The sequence below is a fragment of the Acinetobacter higginsii genome, assembly GCF_000369845.1.
GTDB lineage: Bacteria > Pseudomonadota > Gammaproteobacteria > Pseudomonadales > Moraxellaceae > Acinetobacter > Acinetobacter higginsii.
Genome location: NZ_KB850211.1, coordinates 408920 through 427306 on the forward strand (window position 1 = coordinate 408920; position 18387 = coordinate 427306).

20 protein-coding genes are annotated in these 18387 nt (G+C 40.0%); 14 read left to right on the forward strand and 6 right to left on the reverse strand.

What is annotated here, in order from left to right:
• The first annotated feature begins 43 nt into the window (after window positions 1–43).
• From F885_RS17935 to F885_RS17900, 8 genes are all read left to right on the forward strand, one after another.
• On the forward strand, window positions 44–1957 hold the full coding sequence (locus F885_RS17935; RefSeq protein ID WP_005312826.1) for an SGNH/GDSL hydrolase family protein: 1914 nt from the start codon (window positions 44–46) through the stop codon (window positions 1955–1957).
• Window positions 1958–2380 carry an NlpC/P60 family protein gene (locus tag F885_RS17930; protein WP_005312828.1) on the forward strand — a complete coding sequence of 141 codons (423 nt, stop codon included), beginning with the start codon at window positions 1958–1960 and terminating at the stop codon, window positions 2378–2380.
• The gene (locus F885_RS17925) at window positions 2377–4866 is read left to right on the forward strand and encodes a phage tail protein (RefSeq protein ID WP_005312830.1); all 2490 of its coding nucleotides are present in this window, start codon (window positions 2377–2379) and stop codon (window positions 4864–4866) included. The genes F885_RS17930 and F885_RS17925 overlap by 4 nt, the downstream gene beginning before the upstream one ends.
• 68 nt (window positions 4867–4934) lie before the next feature.
• Window positions 4935–5219: a phage holin family protein gene (locus tag F885_RS17920; protein ID WP_005312832.1), complete on the forward strand. Its 285-nt coding sequence runs from the start codon at window positions 4935–4937 to the stop codon at window positions 5217–5219.
• The gene (locus tag F885_RS17915) at window positions 5209–5421 is read left to right on the forward strand and encodes a hypothetical protein (RefSeq protein WP_005202208.1); all 213 of its coding nucleotides are present in this window, start codon (window positions 5209–5211) and stop codon (window positions 5419–5421) included. Before F885_RS17920 ends, F885_RS17915 begins: the two co-directional genes overlap by 11 nt.
• 182 nt (window positions 5422–5603) lie before the next feature.
• Window positions 5604–6134 (forward strand): hypothetical protein, encoded by a 531-nt coding sequence (locus F885_RS17910; RefSeq protein WP_225761670.1) that lies wholly within the window; start codon window positions 5604–5606, stop codon window positions 6132–6134.
• Window positions 6135–6160: 26 nt separating this feature from the next.
• The gene (locus F885_RS17905) at window positions 6161–6340 is read left to right on the forward strand and encodes a hypothetical protein (protein ID WP_005312839.1); all 180 of its coding nucleotides are present in this window, start codon (window positions 6161–6163) and stop codon (window positions 6338–6340) included.
• 98 nt (window positions 6341–6438) lie between these two features.
• Window positions 6439–6993, forward strand: a complete 555-nt coding sequence (locus F885_RS17900) for a lysozyme (protein ID WP_005312842.1) — start codon at window positions 6439–6441, stop codon at window positions 6991–6993.
• A gap of 293 nt (window positions 6994–7286) precedes the next feature.
• Here F885_RS17900 and F885_RS17895 read toward each other — a convergent pair whose 3' ends face one another.
• From F885_RS17895 to F885_RS17890, 3 genes are all read right to left on the reverse strand, one after another.
• Window positions 7287–7511 (reverse strand): hypothetical protein, encoded by a 225-nt coding sequence (locus F885_RS17895; RefSeq protein ID WP_032858899.1) that lies wholly within the window; start codon window positions 7509–7511, stop codon window positions 7287–7289.
• 4 nt (window positions 7512–7515) lie between these two features.
• The gene (locus tag F885_RS20970; RefSeq protein WP_005312847.1) at window positions 7516–7692 is read right to left on the reverse strand and encodes a hypothetical protein; all 177 of its coding nucleotides are present in this window, start codon (window positions 7690–7692) and stop codon (window positions 7516–7518) included.
• A 112-nt stretch (window positions 7693–7804) separates the two neighbouring features.
• Entirely contained in the window at window positions 7805–9019 is a 1215-nt protein-coding gene (locus tag F885_RS17890) for a tyrosine-type recombinase/integrase (RefSeq protein ID WP_005312850.1), read from the reverse strand.
• A 198-nt stretch (window positions 9020–9217) separates the two neighbouring features.
• On the opposite strand from F885_RS17890, the gene F885_RS17885 reads away from it, so the two are divergent.
• Window positions 9218–9733 carry a tetratricopeptide repeat protein gene (locus tag F885_RS17885; RefSeq protein ID WP_005312853.1) on the forward strand — a complete coding sequence of 172 codons (516 nt, stop codon included), beginning with the start codon at window positions 9218–9220 and terminating at the stop codon, window positions 9731–9733.
• A gap of 73 nt (window positions 9734–9806) precedes the next feature.
• Here F885_RS17885 and F885_RS17880 read toward each other — a convergent pair whose 3' ends face one another.
• A complete protein-coding gene (locus tag F885_RS17880; protein ID WP_005312856.1) occupies window positions 9807–10673 on the reverse strand; it encodes a tetratricopeptide repeat protein in 867 nt (288 codons plus the stop codon).
• Window positions 10674–10843: 170 nt separating this feature from the next.
• Here F885_RS17880 and F885_RS17875 point away from each other — a divergent pair, with 170 nt between their 5' ends.
• The gene (locus F885_RS17875) at window positions 10844–11227 is read left to right on the forward strand and encodes a hypothetical protein (protein WP_005312860.1); all 384 of its coding nucleotides are present in this window, start codon (window positions 10844–10846) and stop codon (window positions 11225–11227) included.
• A gap of 166 nt (window positions 11228–11393) precedes the next feature.
• Window positions 11394–12578 carry a porin gene (locus F885_RS17870; RefSeq protein ID WP_005312863.1) on the forward strand — a complete coding sequence of 395 codons (1185 nt, stop codon included), beginning with the start codon at window positions 11394–11396 and terminating at the stop codon, window positions 12576–12578.
• 52 nt (window positions 12579–12630) lie between these two features.
• Here the strand turns inward: F885_RS17870 and F885_RS17865 are convergent, their stop codons facing one another.
• Together F885_RS17865 and F885_RS17860 are read right to left on the reverse strand one after the other, a co-directional pair.
• Window positions 12631–13464 carry a DMT family transporter gene (locus F885_RS17865; protein WP_005312866.1) on the reverse strand — a complete coding sequence of 278 codons (834 nt, stop codon included), beginning with the start codon at window positions 13462–13464 and terminating at the stop codon, window positions 12631–12633.
• A gap of 75 nt (window positions 13465–13539) precedes the next feature.
• Window positions 13540–14520: a LysR family transcriptional regulator gene (locus F885_RS17860; RefSeq protein WP_005312869.1), complete on the reverse strand. Its 981-nt coding sequence runs from the start codon at window positions 14518–14520 to the stop codon at window positions 13540–13542.
• Window positions 14521–14620: 100 nt separating this feature from the next.
• Between F885_RS17860 and F885_RS17855 the strand changes: the two genes are divergently transcribed.
• Genes F885_RS17855 through F885_RS17845 form a run of 3 tightly spaced genes read left to right on the forward strand, consistent with a single transcriptional unit; the run spans window position 14621 to window position 18378 of the window.
• Entirely contained in the window at window positions 14621–15733 is a 1113-nt protein-coding gene (locus F885_RS17855) for a tartrate dehydrogenase (protein ID WP_005312872.1), read from the forward strand.
• Between the two features lie 39 nt (window positions 15734–15772).
• Window positions 15773–17428, forward strand: a complete 1656-nt coding sequence (locus F885_RS17850; protein WP_171068188.1) for a BCCT family transporter — start codon at window positions 15773–15775, stop codon at window positions 17426–17428.
• Window positions 17425–18378 carry an alpha/beta hydrolase gene (locus F885_RS17845; protein ID WP_005312878.1) on the forward strand — a complete coding sequence of 318 codons (954 nt, stop codon included), beginning with the start codon at window positions 17425–17427 and terminating at the stop codon, window positions 18376–18378. Before F885_RS17850 ends, F885_RS17845 begins: the two co-directional genes overlap by 4 nt.
• The last annotated feature ends 9 nt before the right edge of the window (window positions 18379–18387 follow it).

Here is an 18387-nt window from a genome sequence, read left to right on the forward strand (position 1 = left end):
TGCCAAGCACCCATTCGGGTGCTTTTTTTATGGAAAAAATAAAATGGCCGAAATACCTACATCTGATGAATTTATCAACCCAAGTACCACTGAAGCTCAGTTTAAGGCAGCTTTAAAGTTGTTAGTAGAAAACGTAGCGTCCATAAATTTCGTTAATGCTAATAAATTTTTTAAGCCCGTAATCTTAGAACAAACAGCTGATCTGAATAATTTTTTAGAATCTGGCGTGTGGTTTGCACCAACTTCAGGTTATGCAGCTTTGGAACGTAATTTCCCAATTGTATCTGGTGGCTGGTTCACTGTTATTAAGGCATCAAACAATCAAACATATCAGCGTTATGATACACATGAATATTCATTTTTACGCAGATGGAGTTCTGGGGTTTGGTCATCATGGACTACCCAAGATGTGGCCAAAGGCCTAAATGCATCCTCAAACTATACAGATAGTAAATTTGGGAATTCTATTAGTTACGATCAGAATAACTTAATAACTGGTGTTCCATTAGTTGCTGATAAATATATTAATACACAGGGGGGTGTTACAGCTCAACTTGCAACAGCCTATGTTGTAATACCAGTAAGTATTGGTTCATATTATTTCAAAAATTATGGGACAAATCTTGTAGCCGGTTCTTTTCCAGTAGGGTTTTCTAAGAATGCTAACGCATCTAGTTTTGCGATTTTGACTCGAACTGTCGTTAGTACAGGAATTTTAAAAGTTGATGTAACAGAAGTTGGGTATCTGGCATTTGATATTAAGCTTGCAAATTCTAACTTCATTTCCACACTGCACGTTACAAATAATATTCAAGCAATAGATAAACATGCAACTAAGATCAACGGTGCTGATTTAATCGATCAGCAACTGCGAAATACCGCCTTAACGAGTGAAAATATTGAGTCAATAGGCAACTTATATGACAAATCTACTAATAAAGGTGATGTATATGTTCATGTGAATACAGCAAATATTGCTACAGCTTCTGGTGCAGTATTAACTCAAATAAAAGTAAGAAAGGGGACTACATATCACATTAAAGCACCGGATTTACGCGGAGGTATTTTTGCGGTCGCATTACGAGATAATGCAAGCATGGATATTGGCCCTACCCTTGGACTAGCTACACTGACCCAGATCAGCTCTACTTATAAGACATTTACTATTCCAGTTGATAGCCTTGCCGAATATGCCTTACTCACTGTTAAGCTACCCTCACTCAATTTGGATATTGAAAATACTATTTCAATAACCACAAATCCTGCTTCCAATACTTCCAGAAAAATTAATAAGCTAAATGGTTCCTCTATTGCGGCATCTACGCTAAACAAGCTAACAGGTAAAATATGGACAACTATCGGCGACTCAATTACTGAACCTAATTTTAGAGCAAGTAAAAATTACCACGATTATATTTCCGAAGATGTTGGTGGAATGACTATTTATAACCGTGGTGTTAGTGGATCTGGATTTTGGAATCGCCTTAATGTTGCCGATACAATTACTGAGCAGCCTAACTTAATTACATTATTTTGGGGTGTTAATGATTTTGGAAAAAACTTTCCTTTGGGTGATTTTTTAAGTACTGACACCGAAACCTTATCCGGACGAATGAACTATGTAATTAATTCACTAATTACAAAGTTTCCATTAACCAAAATTGCTATTTTGACGCCATTACCAACCTTGACTCAGTGGGGAAGTAATGCGGCACCAAATAATCTGGGTTTCACACTTAAAGACATTTGCGACATGCTTGTAAAATACGCTAAACACTATTCGTTGCCTGTTTTAAATCAATATGAAGCAAGCAGCTTACCTGTGTGGGTTCAAGCCGCAAATGAATATTATTTCACTGCTGATGATGGTCAGCATCCACCAGATGGGCTACATCCTAATGCAGCAGGCCAAAGGGTGATGGCGGATAAAATCAAAGGGTTTCTGGAGTCTATTTAATTGAAAAACCTTGAAGCAGTTGACGAGGCCATGACCTGGCTCGGCACGCCGTACCATCACCAAGGTCGCATTAAAGGCGTTGGTGTTGATTGCGGCACTTTAATCTGTGAGGTTTTTGAAAAAGTAGGGCTGATGGATCATTTAGATCCGCGGCCTTATCCACCAGATTGGCACATGCACCAAATGGGACAGCGCTATTTAGAACATGTCCTTAGCGTGTGTTATGAAGTGGAAGAACCTCAACCTGGTGATCTGGTTTTATATCATTTTGGCAAATGCATCAGTCATGGTGCAATTGTTGTGGAATGGCCCACTATTATCCATTCCTATATCCATTTAGGCGTCATCCTGCAGGATGGTACAAAAGGAAGTTTAGCCCGCCGTTGCGCGGGCTTTTTTCGTATGAAGAGGCTGAAAGAATGAGTGGAGTGTTTGGTAGTACCACAATCAGCATGTCAGATACCCGCATTAATTCAATGCGGATCCAACAATCAGCTTATGGATTGTGTCAGCCATTGGTTTATGGAAAAACCCGTGTAGCCGCGAATATGTTCTGGTATGGCGATTTTAAAGCAATCGCCCATACCACAACGACAAAATCCGGTGGTAAAGGCGGCAAGACTAAAACCAAGAATACAACCTATACATATAGTGCTTCGTTAATGCTTGGTTTGTGTGAAAACCAGATTCAAGATATCGGCATGATATGGGTGGACAAGGATCAGCTTGTGGCCAAGCAAGAGGGTGGTGTAATTCTTCAGCCGATCGATCAGCTTGGCTTTGAGTTATTTGATGGAAATAACAATCCGATGTGGGGGTATATTTCGAGTGCTCACCCCAACCAGGCTTTGAATTATCCGTTTCTTGGTTATGTTGCTGCAGCAAACTATGACTTGGGTGGTAGTGCCAGTCTGTCTAATCATAATTTTGAAGTGATTAGCACAATTACACTATCTTCAACTATTCATGATGCCAATCCAGCAGATGTGATAGAGGACTTAATCAGCAATCCGCGCTATGGTGCAGCACCAAGCCTTAACATTTCCAATTTGGACGAGTTTAGGACCTATTGCCGAGCAGCCAATCTTTTAATTTCACCCGCCTTCACAGAGCAACGAGAAGCACATGAGATTATTAATGAGATCGTTGAGTCTGTTAATTGTGCTGTGGTACCAAGCCCCGATGGGCTAAAAATTAAGTCTTTTGGTGATGCCGCATTGACTGGCCACGGCGTAACGTTTACGCCAGATCTCAGCCCTGTTTACCATTTAAATGATGATGATTTTCTTGGTGAAGATGAGCCTGTTAAGGTTCGCCGTAGTCGGGACACAGATGCATATAATCACGTCCAGATTGAGTACATCAATCGATACAACCAGTACAACACGGAAACGGTCGAAGCCAAAGATCAAGCCAATATTGAAATGTTTGGTTTGCGATCGGAAGAGCCACAAAAGCTAACATTTTTTTGTGAGCCAAAGATTGCCAGGCACGTGGCTCAACTACGGTTACAGCGTTTGCTATATGTTCGTAATGAATACGAGTTTCAATTAGGGTGGAAGTACTGCCTGCTTGAACCTATGGATATTGTGACTATCACGGATGTTTCATTAGGTTTAGATCAGTTTGCAGTTCGTATCACCCGTGTTGAAGAGGATGACGATGGTGTACTCACGATTACAGCTGAAGAACTGGCAGAGGGTTCTAGATCTGCAATTGAATATGATCTGCAGGCATCTAATGGTTATCAAGGTGGTAATGAAGAACCAGGTAATGTAAATGCACCGGCTATATTTGAACCGCCACTAGATATGACTGATGGTAAGAATGAAGTCTGGATGGCGGTGTCTGGTGGCTTAAATTGGGGTGGCTGTAATGTATGGGCCAGTCTTGATAACACCACATACGAACTGATTGGAACAGTGTATGGTTCAGCCCGGTATGGTCAGTTAGTTGCACCAATAAGCGCCAATGCTACATCCATGCAGATTCAGTTAAATACAGCCAGTCAGTTATTCAGCGGTACCTTGCTTGATGCTCAAACAGATCAAACGATATGCAAAGTGGGTGACGAGTATTTTAACTATCAAGAAGCCACTTTGAATGGATCCGGACTGTACACATTAAGTGATGTTTTGCGTGGGCGTTTTAATGATGCTCAAAATCACAACGCAGGGGAAAGCTTTATACGTCTGGACAGGGCAATCTTTGAATATAGCTTTAATACCAATCTTATTGGGAAACAGATCTATTTGAAGTACACCAGCTTTAATGGACTTGAACAGAAAGAACAAACGCTGGATGAAGTTACTGCTTATAGCTACACGTTAAACGGTGGGCGGCCATCTGGTGTGATTGGCCTATCGCTTCAATCACCATTTGTGGGGACTTCATTTAAAGTCCAATGGCAGAGTACTGCTGGGGCAAATAGTTATATTGTTCAGATATGGTCCAATGGTGTGAAGTTGCGAGAGGTTGAAACCACTAACACGGATTATAGTTATTCAATTGAAGAAGCTAAGGTAGACGGTGTTCAACGTGCATATACAATTCGAGTGGCCAGTAAAAGAGGATCTAATTTAAGCACATTTGCTGAGTTGAGTATTAGCAATCCGGTACCACCTGTATTGAGCAATATTTATACCGCATCTAATGCTAATTCAATCACGATCAACTGGGTGCCAAGTGATGTGCCGGATCTTAAAGATTATGCTGTTTGGTTGAGTGCTACAGCTGATTTTGATCCAACCACAACAGCGCCGTCTTGGACAGGAACAGCACTAACCACCACCATAGGAGGCTTACAAGCAACAACGCCATATTATATCCGTGTCGCAGCGAGAGACGTATGGAAAGAAACAACGTGGAACTATTCAAATCAGATTACTCAAAGTACATCTGAAGCATAAAACATAGATTTTAATCTAAATAATTAGCCTCCTATAAATGGAGGCTTTCTTATTTCTGGAGACAGGAAATGCAAGAACAAGCAGCAAGCGCGGTTGAAGCTGCTACAAACACAATCGCAGCAACAGTAGTACCAAAAATACCTTATGTATCAGGGGTGACATCAGTGGCAGCGTATGCAGCAAGTGTAGATTGGGCAGTATGGTTTTCTGTCTTTATCGGTGTAATCACTTTTTTTATGACGTTGTACTTTAAACGGCGTGATGACAAGCGAGCAGAGGAAATTCACGAATTGCGTAAGAAGCAATATGAGCAAACGAAAGAACGGATAAAAGGGGATTTTGATGACAAGTGAACAAACGCGGGCTTATCTGGCCTTTGCCTTAGTTGCATTAATGTTTGTTCTGGTAATCGCATTATTCTTTGTTGATATGCCACGGGAAAACAGCAACTTAATAAACACGGCCTTGGGTTTTATTGCAGGGGCAATGACAACCGCTTGCGGTTTCTATTTCGGTAGTTCAGAGCAAGAAAAGAAAAAAGATAAAGACAGTTAGATCGCAATATTAAACAGCCGCCTTCGGGCGGTTTGTGGATATCCTAATGGTATTTGGTGAATAGTAAAATATTTATAAAAATGGTGGATATTTCAAATTATTTATTACTTTATGTTTTTATAATATTTTGTTATCTTCCGTAAGCAAAACTACTATTAGGGGAATAAACATTGGACATTTTTTTGTTCGACGAAGAATCATTAAGAACTACATCAAGGAATTGGATTGATTGCGGAATTGCCATAAACTTAGATGATGAATTAATTGAGCTGAATGAGCAATTTTTTGAGCATATACAGGTTAGTAAATCATTTGGTGATTATTTAAAAAGAGAAAGCCTCAATACATTTATTGGTATTTGCGACGAAGATTGTGAGCATCCAAACATCATTGTTGAGGTTGGATATCATCGCCGTGGACGTGAATTGACACTAAAGATTTTCGATATTTATATAAGTCCCCAACTTGATAGTTTGTTGAATTCAGATTATGATGCGAAATATGCAGAATATTTAACCTTCTTGGTTCAAAGATTCTTGCAACATGCAGACAGTTCTGGTAGTGCTACCAAAATTTATGCACGTACTGACATTAGTCAATCATTCTTGCAACTGCTTCATCAAGCTGCAAAATCTGTGCAAACAGAGTTAGACAAGGCAGGTTTATCTGTAGAATTTGAAGGCAAGCGTTGGCTTGCTTTTCGTCGCAAATAACCGTTAACCAGCATAGGTGGAATACCATGAGTATTATTTCATTACAAAAGCATGTTCAATTAACTAATACTAAAAATGAAAAAGTTAATGAACTAATTGCTAATTGCTTCAGCTTAGCTTGCGCTAAGACTGGCAGCTTACGAGATGTTCTTAAAGGGGATATGAAAATTATGGTAAAAAATTCTCGACTACGAAAAGCTTCGTAAAAAGAAACCTCCTTCGGGAGGTTTTTTAATGCCTTAAATTTAACGTTCTTAAGCCGACTTAATTCAAGTCGGCTTTTTCATATCAAGAGGAAAGTAAAATGGATCGAAAACCATTTTTTGATGCAGCTCGAGATCTACTAGGTGGTAAACTTACTCAGCCGCAAGTGAACAAACTCAATCAAGTAATTGATGGGTTTCAAACTAACAGCATGCTTACTAGCAAAACGGGCATTGATTTAATAACAAGCTTTGAAGATATAAAACTCAATGCATACGATGACGGCGTTGGGGTGTGGACCATTGGCAAAGGCACAACTGTTTATCCTAATGGTGTTAAAGTCAAAAAGGGTGATGTATGCACTATGGATCAGGCTAAAGCATACTTTGCTCATGATCTAAAGCGCTTTGAAAATGCTGTTAACAGTGCTTTAACTGTTGTTGTGAATCAGAATCAATTTGATGCACTTGTATCGCTGGCCTATAACATAGGCGAAAAAGCATTTAAAACCTCAACACTGGTTGAACTTCTGAATGCCAATAAGTTTACTGCTGCTGCGGATCAGTTTCTGGTATGGAATAAGGGCGGTGGAAAGATAATGAAGGGATTAGTGCGCCGCCGTGCCGCAGAACGTGAGCTGTTCTTAAAAAAGTAATTCACCGATGCAGTCGATCTATCAGTTCATTGCTGTTTAGTGTCTGCATCATTTTTCTTTTACCTGGTTGCACTGCACACTCGATAAAAACAAATGTAAGTATCTCGGTATGCCTCCAATGTGTGCAGGAAAGATAACAACGAAACTTTCGTGGTAAAAATCTATAGTTGTATATTGTGATATTCATCACACTTGTAGTGTTGAAATTTTACCCTTCACGATACTTAAAAATAATAAAGATAATTTGGTTGGGTGCATAGCGTAAGCCCTAGTGATATCACCAAGGGCTTTTTTTATTCCATAACAACAGTAAAACCTTTAAGTTTCCTCTTATTCAAGAACAAATACCGTTCCGCTGCAACTTTCGTTTGAAATTCCATAGATCCCTCTTTCTTTTCAGAAAAAATGTAATGTTGATTAAACATTCCGCTAATATCTGAATAATCTTCATGTTGCTCAAACAGATCTGTTTGAATGTGCAAATACAAATTTCCTTTTTTAAGATAGTGAAGTCTCATAATTTCACCGCTTCTTCTGAGGTTTTACAACTTCTGGGGCTTCATATTGTGCAATTTCATCAAAGCCTAGATCTTGGCTAAAATCAGAATTAACGTCTTGAGATACATCATCGAATGACTCTTGCTGGAAATCTTCTAGTGGAAACTCTTGATGTTCAAATGCAATTGACTTAATACCCATTTTTAGCTCACTTGATTATGTAACTTAATCAAGTAAGCATAATTATGAATCAATCTGAATTCAAATTTAAATGGTTGTGGATAAAGAGGTGAGCGACAAAACATGTCGTTGTTTAATCCTTCCAACTATCCACAATATCAGCCCAATCTTGCATCATCTTACGCCTAGGTTTTAAATGCTTAGAATGGTCGTAAGAAGCTTTAGTCCTGTTAGATTCAGAATGAGCCAATTGTTTTTCCACCCAAGCTTCCTCATATCCTTTTTCATACAACAAAGTGGATGCTGTAGCCCTAAAGTCATGTGTAGTTACACCTTTAAGACCAATATACTCAAGCATACTGTTTAGTGTTTCTTTTGCCAGCATGCCGTTATTTTTTTTGCTGTAAATAGCAGGGAATACCAACGTTTCATCGCCTGAAATTTCATATTGTTGTTTTAAAATATTTAAGACTTGATCAGAGATTGGTAGCACATGAACCCTAGCTTTTTTCATAACCTCTATGGGGAAAGTAATTAATTTTGACTCAAAGTCTACCCATGACCATTCCATCTTCCGTATCTCAACGGCACGTAGCATCGTATATAAAAGAATAAAACCTGCATTTTTTACAGTTTGAGTTCCATTGTATTTGGGGAGACTTGATCTAGCCTTGTACCGTTCTTCTTTAGTCAATGCTCGCGCATGATTGACGCGTGGTCTTTTGATTACATCACGAACAGCATATGTTGGGTCATTCTCTGCTCGTAGTGTTGCAATAGCATACCGAATCACAGCCCCAAGGAATCTTCTATTCTCAAGCGCAGCAGATGCGCCAGTAAATCTACCATTTGATTCTTTTACAACACGATCGACAGTATTGTTTAAAATTTTAAGAACATCAGCTGCAGTCACATCACTTACATTCTTTTTTCCAATAATAGGTGAAATATCTTTTTTTAAAGCAACGTCAAATTTCTCTTGATATATTTCTGATTTAGATCCCATTCGTTTTAATTTGAATTCGGCTGCAATTGAATCAAATGTATTTAAAGTTTCGGCCATAGCTTGTGCTTTTATATTTTTTCGATCCTCGACTGGATGGATCCCTTTGGCTAATTTGGCCCGCATCTCATCTTTCAATGTACGAGCATCAGCCAGACTAATAGACGGGTATTCGCCCAGGCTCATCGATGACTCTTTACCCTGAAAGACGAACTTAAAACGCCAGACCTTTGCACCTGTTGGCCGCACCTCTATATAGAGTCGATCAGCATCAAGGATCCGATAAACCTTATCTTTAGGCTTTAAGGTTTTAATTTTTACATCTGATAGTTTTACAGCAGCCATTACAGGTAGTCATAGTAAATGTTACCCGTATTATTACCCGTTTTTACTGTGAATTAAAACAAACTAAAAAGAACTAAAAGGAACATCAATTATTATTTATCAAATAGTTATAAAAATAAAAGGAACTATAAAGAATTGTAAGAAACTTAAACACGTATAATTTATGCTGAAGCGGGTAATAATAATTATGTTCCTGCAATGTACAATATTAGTAGATTGAAACTAGAGGATGGGAGTTCGGCTGAAGCTTTGTCTATATTACAGAAAATAGAAAGTGATAATTATGCGCCAGCTATTAATCTTTTGGGTATTATGTATAATAATGGGGATTATGTTGATAAAGATTTAAATAAGGCTTTTTTATATTACAAAAAAGCAGCTGATTTGGGGAACCCTGATGCTAAATTCAACTTAGGGCAAATGTATTTTTATGGTGAGGGAGTTAAACAAGACTATAAAAAGTCTTTCTATTGGTATGATGAGTCTGCAAAGCAAAATTATGATTTTGCAAAAATTCAGTTGGCAACATCATATTATCAAGGATATGGCGTAGAGAAAAATATTGAGAAAGCTATAAGCGCTATTAGTGAAATGGCTGATAAGGGTGATCCAGATGCAATTTACAATATTAGACTCTACTATAAATCGATAAATAATAAAGAAAAATATAATTTTTGGAGAGTTAAATGTAAAGAGACTATAGGTTGTGAATAAAAGTCTAAACTAGTGGTTGATGAGAAAATATATTTAGAGCCTAAGATTTACTAAATTGTTCTTATTATAAGCTTTATTCAGTTTTATTGGGATTACGCTCATACTTACTTTTCCAGAGTAAAAATTCCTTTTCATTTTTTTGCTCTTTATAGGCTATAGCAAGATTATATTGTGCAGTAGCATTACCATCCTCTGCTATTGGTTCGAGTAAGTTGATAGCTTTTCCTAAATCCTTCGATATACCTTTACCGTTTGCATATAAATTTGCTAACTGGATTGATGCAGTCTCATAATTTTGTTCAGAGGACTTTTCATACCATTCTAAAGCTTTTTTTAAATTTTGTTGAACACCTTCACCATAATAATAAGCTTGAGCTAAATTAAATTGACCAGAAGCATTACCATGTTCAGCAGCAATTTTGAATTTTTCAATAGATTTATTTAGATTTTTCGGAAAGATAATACCATTCTTATAAAAAATACCAATTGTTGATATTGATTCATAGTGGTTTTGTTTTTCGGCTTTTAAGAAAAAATCTAAAGCTTTTTTATAGTCACTATCATTCTTGGCTTTGTTAAACTCTAAAAGACCTAAATTGTGTAATGCTGGTGCATAGTTTTGATTTGCTGATAATGTATACCATTCAATTGCTTTCTTTTCATCAGCTATTCCATTAAAACCATACTGATAACCAACACCAATATCATTCTGAGCAACTGGATTTCCTTGTTTAGCAAGCTCTACTAGAATCGGAAATGCTTTATTATATTGGTCATTATTGATCAAATCTTCTGCTTGTTTTAATTTTTTATTTGTTTCTTGATCATAGACGTACACGTTTTCTTCATCTGTATTATTTGTATTTGATATGGGGTTTTGTTGTGAATTGCCACATGAAATCAAGAAGATAAGTGATGTAAAAACTAAAGTATTTTTCATTTAAATCTAAGCTTTTATTGGAATTTAAATGAGCTTATTTTAATGTTAATTCCTTTTTTTAACAATAATTGATAGGCATTATTTAATTAATTTTACAATTAACGCTGATTTTAAACTATATTGTCTCTTATTTTTAACATAATGGGACTGTGCTTTTATGGATACTTTTTATGTTAATTAAAGATTTGTTAGTGATTTATTTATTATTGTCGGTTGTGTTGTGGGCTATTTTTCACCAATTAGCTGCAAGGTATGTGAATCGTAATGAGTCTTTAAAAAGTATATTTTACGGTAACTTGTATAAGAACAAATCAATGGACGTTGCTAATATTGAAGCAGTAATTTTAAGTGTTACTTTTGTTAATATAATTTTCTTATTTTCTGAGAAGAGCTTAAAAAATTTTTTTGAAAACAGAAAACTATTCTATGGCTTGGATTTCAACTCGGCTATGAGTGTGGTAGAGCAGCATAAAAAGTTATGGTTTTATATTAAGTTATCTATTTTTTTTGGTTCTACGATAGTTATAAGCTCAGTTATGCTCTTTTGGTTGTAATCAATTATTGATGATTTTATCTATCTACAAAGGATATTCCATACTTGTCTGAGCTTAATCCTGTTCCATTAAACACACTCCGTAAAGACCAACTTTATAGTTTAAGCGTTGTTTGTCTGCATGAATTTCTTCATTTTCTTATGAGGTTAAACAAGGACGTACAACAATGAAAAAAGCACTGCTTCTCTTGAGTTCAATGGGTGTCTTGGCAAATATGCCAGTCTTGGCCGCCGATTTCAGTATCGGTGATCCGAAAACCCAAGCGGGTGAACTGAAATTGACGGGCGCAATCCGTACCCGCTATATCCATAAAGACTATATTGTCGAAGCCAATGAAGGCTCCAAAAATGATGACTGGCGATTGGCCGATATCAAGGCGGTCTTGAGTTATGAAAACCCGAACTGGATTGCATCGATGGATGTACGTTGCTACCAGTATGACCGCTTATGTGATGCACTGTTTTTAAAAGATGCTTGGGCAGGCTATAAGTTTTCAGATCAGCAACGACTGACAGTCGGTTTTCAATCGGTTGATTTCGGCTTTGGACGACTCTGGGGCAATAGTTATTATGAAACTTTGCTGAATACCGTAGGACTGGAAGACATTCAAAATCTTGGGGTGAAGTACCAGTTTAAGGACAATCTGTATAACTTCATTCTCGGTTTTTATCCGACTGATGGCGGCAACTACAAAGGTACCTCCAAGGATTCCAGTCGCTATAGCGGTAACTTTGTGCGGGCAGACGATCTGACCCAAGGTACCGATATTGATGAAAAGAATATGTGGGTGACACGCTTATCCCGAAAGTTTGATATCGATCAATCGCAGAATTTCTCCACGGAAATTGGTGGCTCTTACTGGTATTCGGAACTGGAAAATAACCGTACCAATAAAGATGGGCATCGTAGTACATGGAGCATTTTTAGCACCACCAATTATCAGGCATGGCAATGGTTGTTCTTGACAGGAGAGCAGGACATTAAAAATGCAGACGATCTTTTACCAAAAAGTTCGACCATTGGCGCATTTGACTATCCTTATCAAGTGGCCAACAAAGGCAAATATATAGCCAATGAAATTAACTACACCTTTGCCAAGCCTTTTCATCAGTTAGAAAATATTAAACCTTATGTCTCGTATAGCCGTTTTTATAAAGATGAAGCAGGCTATCAAGATTCAGATCGCTTAATCGCAGGTCTATATTTTAACTATAAAAAAGTCGGCATACAGGGGGAATATATCTGGAGTCGCAATGACCCAATGACGGGCAGTGGCGCAGATGGATTGGCACAAGGCGAGAGCAATCAATGGAATAAATTATTCTATTTATCATTGGGTTATTATTTCTAAACTCAGCGTTGAAAATGAGCCAGTCTGTTTGCGATAGACTGGCTTTTTTGCTTTAGGCGGTTCTTAAGATCAAAGCACCAATTAAAATGATGCATGAGGAGATAATCCGTACCACATTAATACGTTCTTTTAGAATAAAGATGGAAATCAGCGTGGCAAATAAAATCGAGGTTTCTCTTAGTGCAGCAACAATTGCAACAGGTGCAAGTGTCATCGCCCAAAGTGCCAAGCCATAAGAGAAAAATGAGCCGATTCCACCGATTAAACCTAAATGCCAATTATGGCGAAAATACGAACCCATCTGTCGATATTGCATTTTCAGGGCAAACATAAAAAAGATCAGCCCTGAGAGCACGAAACTCCATAGGATATAGGCAATGGCTGATCCTGCAAGGCGAACGCCATGACCATCCAGCAAGGTATAACCCGCAATCAGCACGGCATTGACTAAGGCCAGACCGATACCTTTGCGTCCCGTTTTGGGCGCAGCCAAAATCATCGATAAAATGCCGACGGAAATGGTGATGATGCCTAGCCATGCATTGAATTGTAGTTGTTCGTGCAATAACAAGGTGCCTAAAACGGCCACAATCAATGGTGCAGTGCCGCGCATTAGCGGGTAGGTAAGTCCCATATCGGCGATGCGATAGATCTTAGCCACCATGCCAAAATACAGAATTTGTATTGCCGTTGAGGCCAAAATATAAGGCCAGCTCTCGCGTTGCGGTATCGGGAAAAAGGGCAGCAGTAGTGCGGCTAAAACTGCTGCGGATGCAGTGACCAGTACCGTGGTTAAAAACTTATTTGTACCCGCTTTTACAATGGCATTCCATGTGGCATGACATGTCGCTGCAAGTAAAATAAGGCCAAATATTGCCGTGCTCATAAGCTGCCTGTTAATTCATGATCTTGCTAATGTGCATGATGTGGATGAAAAAATAAAGCAGGCAGCTTAGCGCGATTATAGAAATACTTTCTCCGTATTAGGATTGATCGGCTCAATTGGTTGGATCAACTGACCACGGCTTAGATTCTGGATATGCTGTAAACGGTTAATTAGTTCATTTTGAATAAACAGGATACAGGTCTGTAATTTAGACGAGCTTTTTAAACGTGAAGGATAGACCGCCCATACATCAGCATCTTGCCAGTATTCAGGCAAGATATGCTGTAATTGACCGCTAATTAATTCATCTGCGACGTCCCAAATCGAACGTAAGATAATGCCTTGTCCCTCAATCGCCAACTGGTGAATAATCTCGCCATTATTGGAGATAAAACGTGGCGTGACATGTACCGAACGATCTTCTGAAGGATGACGTAATTTCCACAATACTGAAGACTGATCTCGTTCACTGATGGTGAGGCAATCGTGGTTGCGTAAATCTTCCAGACTTTCAGGCATCCCTTGTTGCAGTAAATAGCTGGGTGCAGCGCAGAAAATCCGGAAATTCGATACCAGTTTTTTGGCAATCATATTCGGGGCAATGTCGTTGCCAATGCGAATATCCAGATCAATGCTGTGTTGAATCAGGTCTTTGGTATTGTCGATGGTATCAAACTGAATTTCCAGTTTGGGGTACATGGTCATCAATTTAGACAGAATTGGTGCAACGTGTTTACGGCCAAAACCGAAGCTACTGACAATGTCGAGATGACCTGTGGGCGTACTTAAGGGGTTATTCACCAACTCACTGATTTCATCAAATTCATCCAAAATATTGGAGACCCGATCCAGAATCAGTTTGCCATCTTCGGTCAAACTGACATGACGGGTACTGCGATGGAACAGTTTACAGTTCAGATTGGTTTCTAAAATGTTGATGCGTTTACTGATAAATGCAGGTGAAGCACCCAGCTCCTCAGCTGAATCGACAAAACTCTTGCGTTTGGCGACTGTGCAAAAAACCTTTAAATCCGATAGGTTAGGTAGATTATTCACGATCCGTGTCCATTGGGGTGATAGTTTTCTTATTGATCATTGCTGTCGAAAACAGCATGTTTACAGCTAAGGATATTAACCAAAGGTGTAAGGGAGCGTTATGGCAAAAAAGTATAAAGTTGCCACGATTGCGGGTGATGGGATTGGTTTAGAAGTTCTACCAGAAGGCATCAAGGTTGTAAAGGCAGCAGCAGACAAATATGGCATTCAAGTTCAAATGGATAGCTTCGATTGGGCCAGCTGTGATTATTACCTTGAACACGGCAAAATGATGCCGGATAACTGGTTCGAAGTCTTACAGCAATATGATGCAATCTTCTTTGGTGCGGTGGGTTGGCCTGAAAAGGTACCTGATCACATTTCACTATGGGGATCATTGCTGCAGTTCCGTCGTCGTTTTGATCAGTATGTGAATTTACGCCCTGTTCGGTTAATGCCTGGGGTGAAATGTCCACTGGCTGGCAAACAACCGGGCGATATCGATTTTTATGTGGTGCGTGAAAACAGTGAAGGTGAATATTCTGCCATTGGTGGTAAAGCCTTTGAAGGCACCGATCGTGAGTTTGTGTTGCAGGAAGCGGTGTTTACCCGTCATGGTGTCGATCGTATTTTAAAATATGCCTTTGAATTTGCGGACCAGCGTGAGGCTAAAAAAATCACAGCTGCGACTAAATCAAATGGCATTGCAGTCAGCATGCCGTACTGGGATGAACGTGTCGATGAAATGGCAAAACACTACCCACAGATCAAGGCAGATAAACAGCATGTTGATATTTTAGCAGCACGTTTTGTTCTACAGCCTGAGCGCTTTGATGTGGTGGTGGCATCGAATTTATTTGGTGACATCTTATCGGATTTAGGACCTGCATGTACGGGCACCATTGGTTTGGCGGCTTCGGCTAACCTTAACCCCGAACGTAAATTCCCGTCTTTGTTTGAACCTGTACATGGTTCAGCACCAGATATTTACGGCCAGCAAATTGCCAACCCAATTGCGGCGATCTGGTCGGGTGCCATGATGCTAGATTTCTTGGCAGATGGAGATGAGCAGGTGATTCAGGCAGGACAAGAGATTATGCAGGCGATTGAGCATGTTTTGGTGCATGGCCCGAAAACGCCTGATATCGGTGGAACTGCCAAGACCTATGAAGTGGGTGATGCGATTGCATCCTGTGTGACTCAGCAAAAAATGGATTTATTCGCGATGGAGTAAGTACCCCTGAGGGAATAGTCACTATCCGAGATGGATTGAATAGATATGGATAATCAAATTACAAAGCCTTACACAGATAAGACGCTTGCGATCACCAGTCTTGCCGTTGTATTTACTTCGGTGGCTGGTCTGGCAATCTACTCATCTGAATCAATACAACTGGCTGCAAAATGGATGCAGTGGACTACGTCGGTGTTTACCACGCCAGTCCTGTTATTTGCTTTTTTATCAATTATTTTTACCTTCGGTTTGGCCTTTAGTAAATATGGCAAAATCAAGCTCGGCGAAGGTAAGCCCCAATACAGCACCATGTCATGGATTTTCATGTTCATATTGTCGGGGATTGGGTCATCTACCTTGTACTGGGGCTTTCTAGACTGGGCTTATTATTATCAAACGCCGGGTTTGAATTTAGCCCCTGAGTCGGCTGAAGCACTGAAATATAGCGTGGCCTATTCCTTCTTTCACTCTGGTTTGAGTGCATGGTCGATCTATGCTTTGGCATCGATTTCACTGTGCTATAGCTACCATGTCAGAAAGAATAAAGGCTTGAGCTTAGCGTCAATGGTGGAAGCGGTCACTGGCTTTAAAGCGACAGGACCTGTTGGACGTGTGGTCGACCTGATGTTCTTACTGTGTATGTTTGGCGCCCTGACCATTTCACTGGTTTTGACTGCGGTCACTTTTACCAACATTCTGTCGCAGCTGACGGGTATCCCGAATACCTTTATGACCAAGGTGATTATTATCTTGGCGGTATCCATTCTATTCGCACTGAGCTCTTATGTCGGTATGGATAAAGGCATGCAACGTTTGAGTCATATGGTGTGTTTGGGCGTGGTGCTGTTTGCGATCTATGTGCTGTGCTTTGGACCAACCCAATTCATTATGAATAATTCATTGATGAGTTTTGGTCTGATGGCGACTAACTTTGTCGATATGAGTCTGTTTACCGACCCGATGGGCGATGGAAAATTTACCCGTGAATGGACGGTGTTCTATTGGTTATGGTGGATTTCTTATGCACCGGGTGTAGCGTTGTTTGTGACCCGTGTATCTAAAGGACGCACCATTAAAGAAGTGATTCTTGCCATGGTCATCGGCGGTAGTGTTGGTTTATGGTTCATCTTTGGGGTATTTGAAAATTACAGTGTTCACAGCTTTATTCACGGCATGGTCAATGTGCCGCAAATCTTGAGCCAACAGGGCGGTGAAGTAGCGATTGGTCAACTGCTCGGTTTATTGCCAATGGGCAAACTGATGATGTGGTTGTTCCTTGGCATTATGGTGATTTTCCTTGCAGCACACATGGATGCGGTGGGCTATGCGGTTTCTGCAACCTGTACCCGTGGTTTAAGTGAAGGGCAAGACCCATCTCCGAATGCGCGTTTGTTTTGGTGTCTGATGTTAACCCTAGTGCCGATTGCGATGATTTTCTCTAAGGCGCCGTTAGACACCATGAAAACGGCCACCATTGTGACTGCCTTACCGTTTATTGTGATTATTTTGATACAGACCTATGGCTTGGTGAAATGGTTGATTGAGGATTATTCCAAAGTGCCATCGCATTTGATTGAACAGAGTAGCTTTAGTGACTTGGACGCGCTTGAGCATACTGACCCAAATCAACAGATGCAGATTGATATTGCGGCAACCGCACTGGCACATAAAAGCAGTCAAAAGGAATTGTCATGACAGCACAACCGAACATGCACTATGCGTTAAGTGAAGAAATGCAAAGTCTGGTGTACTGGAGCAGCATTTACTCAGCCGCTGATAACGATATTGATTCAATACGTGCAGCCTATGATGCAATGTGCATGCATTACACCTTGCCACGCGATGGGTCAGTCCATATTGAAGATAAAACCGTTACGCATGCCACTCATCCCGTCAATGTTCGGTTGTATTCACCATTGGGCCAAGCACCCGCAGAAGGTTGGCCTTGTGTGCTGTATCTGCATGGTGGAGGCTGGATGGTGGGGAATCTAGATTCACATGAATTTATCACCCGCTATTTATGTCGTGATCTGAATGTTGCCGTACTGAGTGTGGATTATCGTTTGGTGCCCGAACATCATTTTCCAGCCGCTTATGACGACTGTGAAACGGTCTATCACTGGCTCCGCGCGCATGGCGCAGACTGGAACATTGATCCAACGCAGCTGGTGTTAGCTGGCGACAGTGCAGGCGGCAATTTAGCCGCGGCACTGGCGGTTGAATTACAACATACAGGCAAGCAGGCTTGTGGTTTGGCTTTGATCTATCCATGTTTGGGCAGTAGTTTTGATACCGTGTCTTGTCAGCAGCACGCACGGGCGCCGTTATTGACGCTCGAGGAAATGCATTATTACCTGAAGGAATATGCACCGAATGCAAATGACTGGAAAGATACACGTTTAGCGCCATTAAATGCACAGGATTTTTCTGACATGCCGCGCAGTTTTGTTGCGGTGGCTGAATACGATCCACTGAGTGACGACGGGCGTATTTTTGTGGACCAGTTAAAACAAGCCAATATTGCCGCCGAGTTTTATCTCGGCAAAGGATTACTGCATGGCAGTTTACGTTTAGTACGTGATTGTCCTGTGGTGCAGGATTTATATCAGCACATGCTGAGTTCGTTAAAGCAAATGTTCAAGTGATTTGAACAT

Coding starts and splice junctions, on each gene's coding strand:
- F885_RS17870 (WP_005312863.1), top strand. CDS start 11,394: ATGAAAAAAGCACTGCTTCTCTTGAGTTCAATGGGTGTCTTGGCAAAT.
- F885_RS17855 (WP_005312872.1), top strand. CDS start 14,621: ATGGCAAAAAAGTATAAAGTTGCCACGATTGCGGGTGATGGGATTGGT.
- F885_RS17915 (WP_005202208.1), top strand. CDS start 5,209: ATGACAAGTGAACAAACGCGGGCTTATCTGGCCTTTGCCTTAGTTGCA.
- F885_RS20970 (WP_005312847.1), bottom strand. CDS start 7,692: ATGGGTATTAAGTCAATTGCATTTGAACATCAAGAGTTTCCACTAGAA.
- F885_RS17905 (WP_005312839.1), top strand. CDS start 6,161: ATGAGTATTATTTCATTACAAAAGCATGTTCAATTAACTAATACTAAA.
- F885_RS17900 (WP_005312842.1), top strand. CDS start 6,439: ATGGATCGAAAACCATTTTTTGATGCAGCTCGAGATCTACTAGGTGGT.
- F885_RS17885 (WP_005312853.1), top strand. CDS start 9,218: ATGTACAATATTAGTAGATTGAAACTAGAGGATGGGAGTTCGGCTGAA.
- F885_RS17920 (WP_005312832.1), top strand. CDS start 4,935: ATGCAAGAACAAGCAGCAAGCGCGGTTGAAGCTGCTACAAACACAATC.
- F885_RS17875 (WP_005312860.1), top strand. CDS start 10,844: ATGTTAATTAAAGATTTGTTAGTGATTTATTTATTATTGTCGGTTGTG.
- F885_RS17880 (WP_005312856.1), bottom strand. CDS start 10,673: ATGAAAAATACTTTAGTTTTTACATCACTTATCTTCTTGATTTCATGT.
- F885_RS17935 (WP_005312826.1), top strand. CDS start 44: ATGGCCGAAATACCTACATCTGATGAATTTATCAACCCAAGTACCACT.
- F885_RS17845 (WP_005312878.1), top strand. CDS start 17,425: ATGACAGCACAACCGAACATGCACTATGCGTTAAGTGAAGAAATGCAA.
- F885_RS17890 (WP_005312850.1), bottom strand. CDS start 9,019: ATGGCTGCTGTAAAACTATCAGATGTAAAAATTAAAACCTTAAAGCCT.
- F885_RS17925 (WP_005312830.1), top strand. CDS start 2,377: ATGAGTGGAGTGTTTGGTAGTACCACAATCAGCATGTCAGATACCCGC.
- F885_RS17865 (WP_005312866.1), bottom strand. CDS start 13,464: ATGAGCACGGCAATATTTGGCCTTATTTTACTTGCAGCGACATGTCAT.
- F885_RS17895 (WP_032858899.1), bottom strand. CDS start 7,511: ATGAGACTTCACTATCTTAAAAAAGGAAATTTGTATTTGCACATTCAA.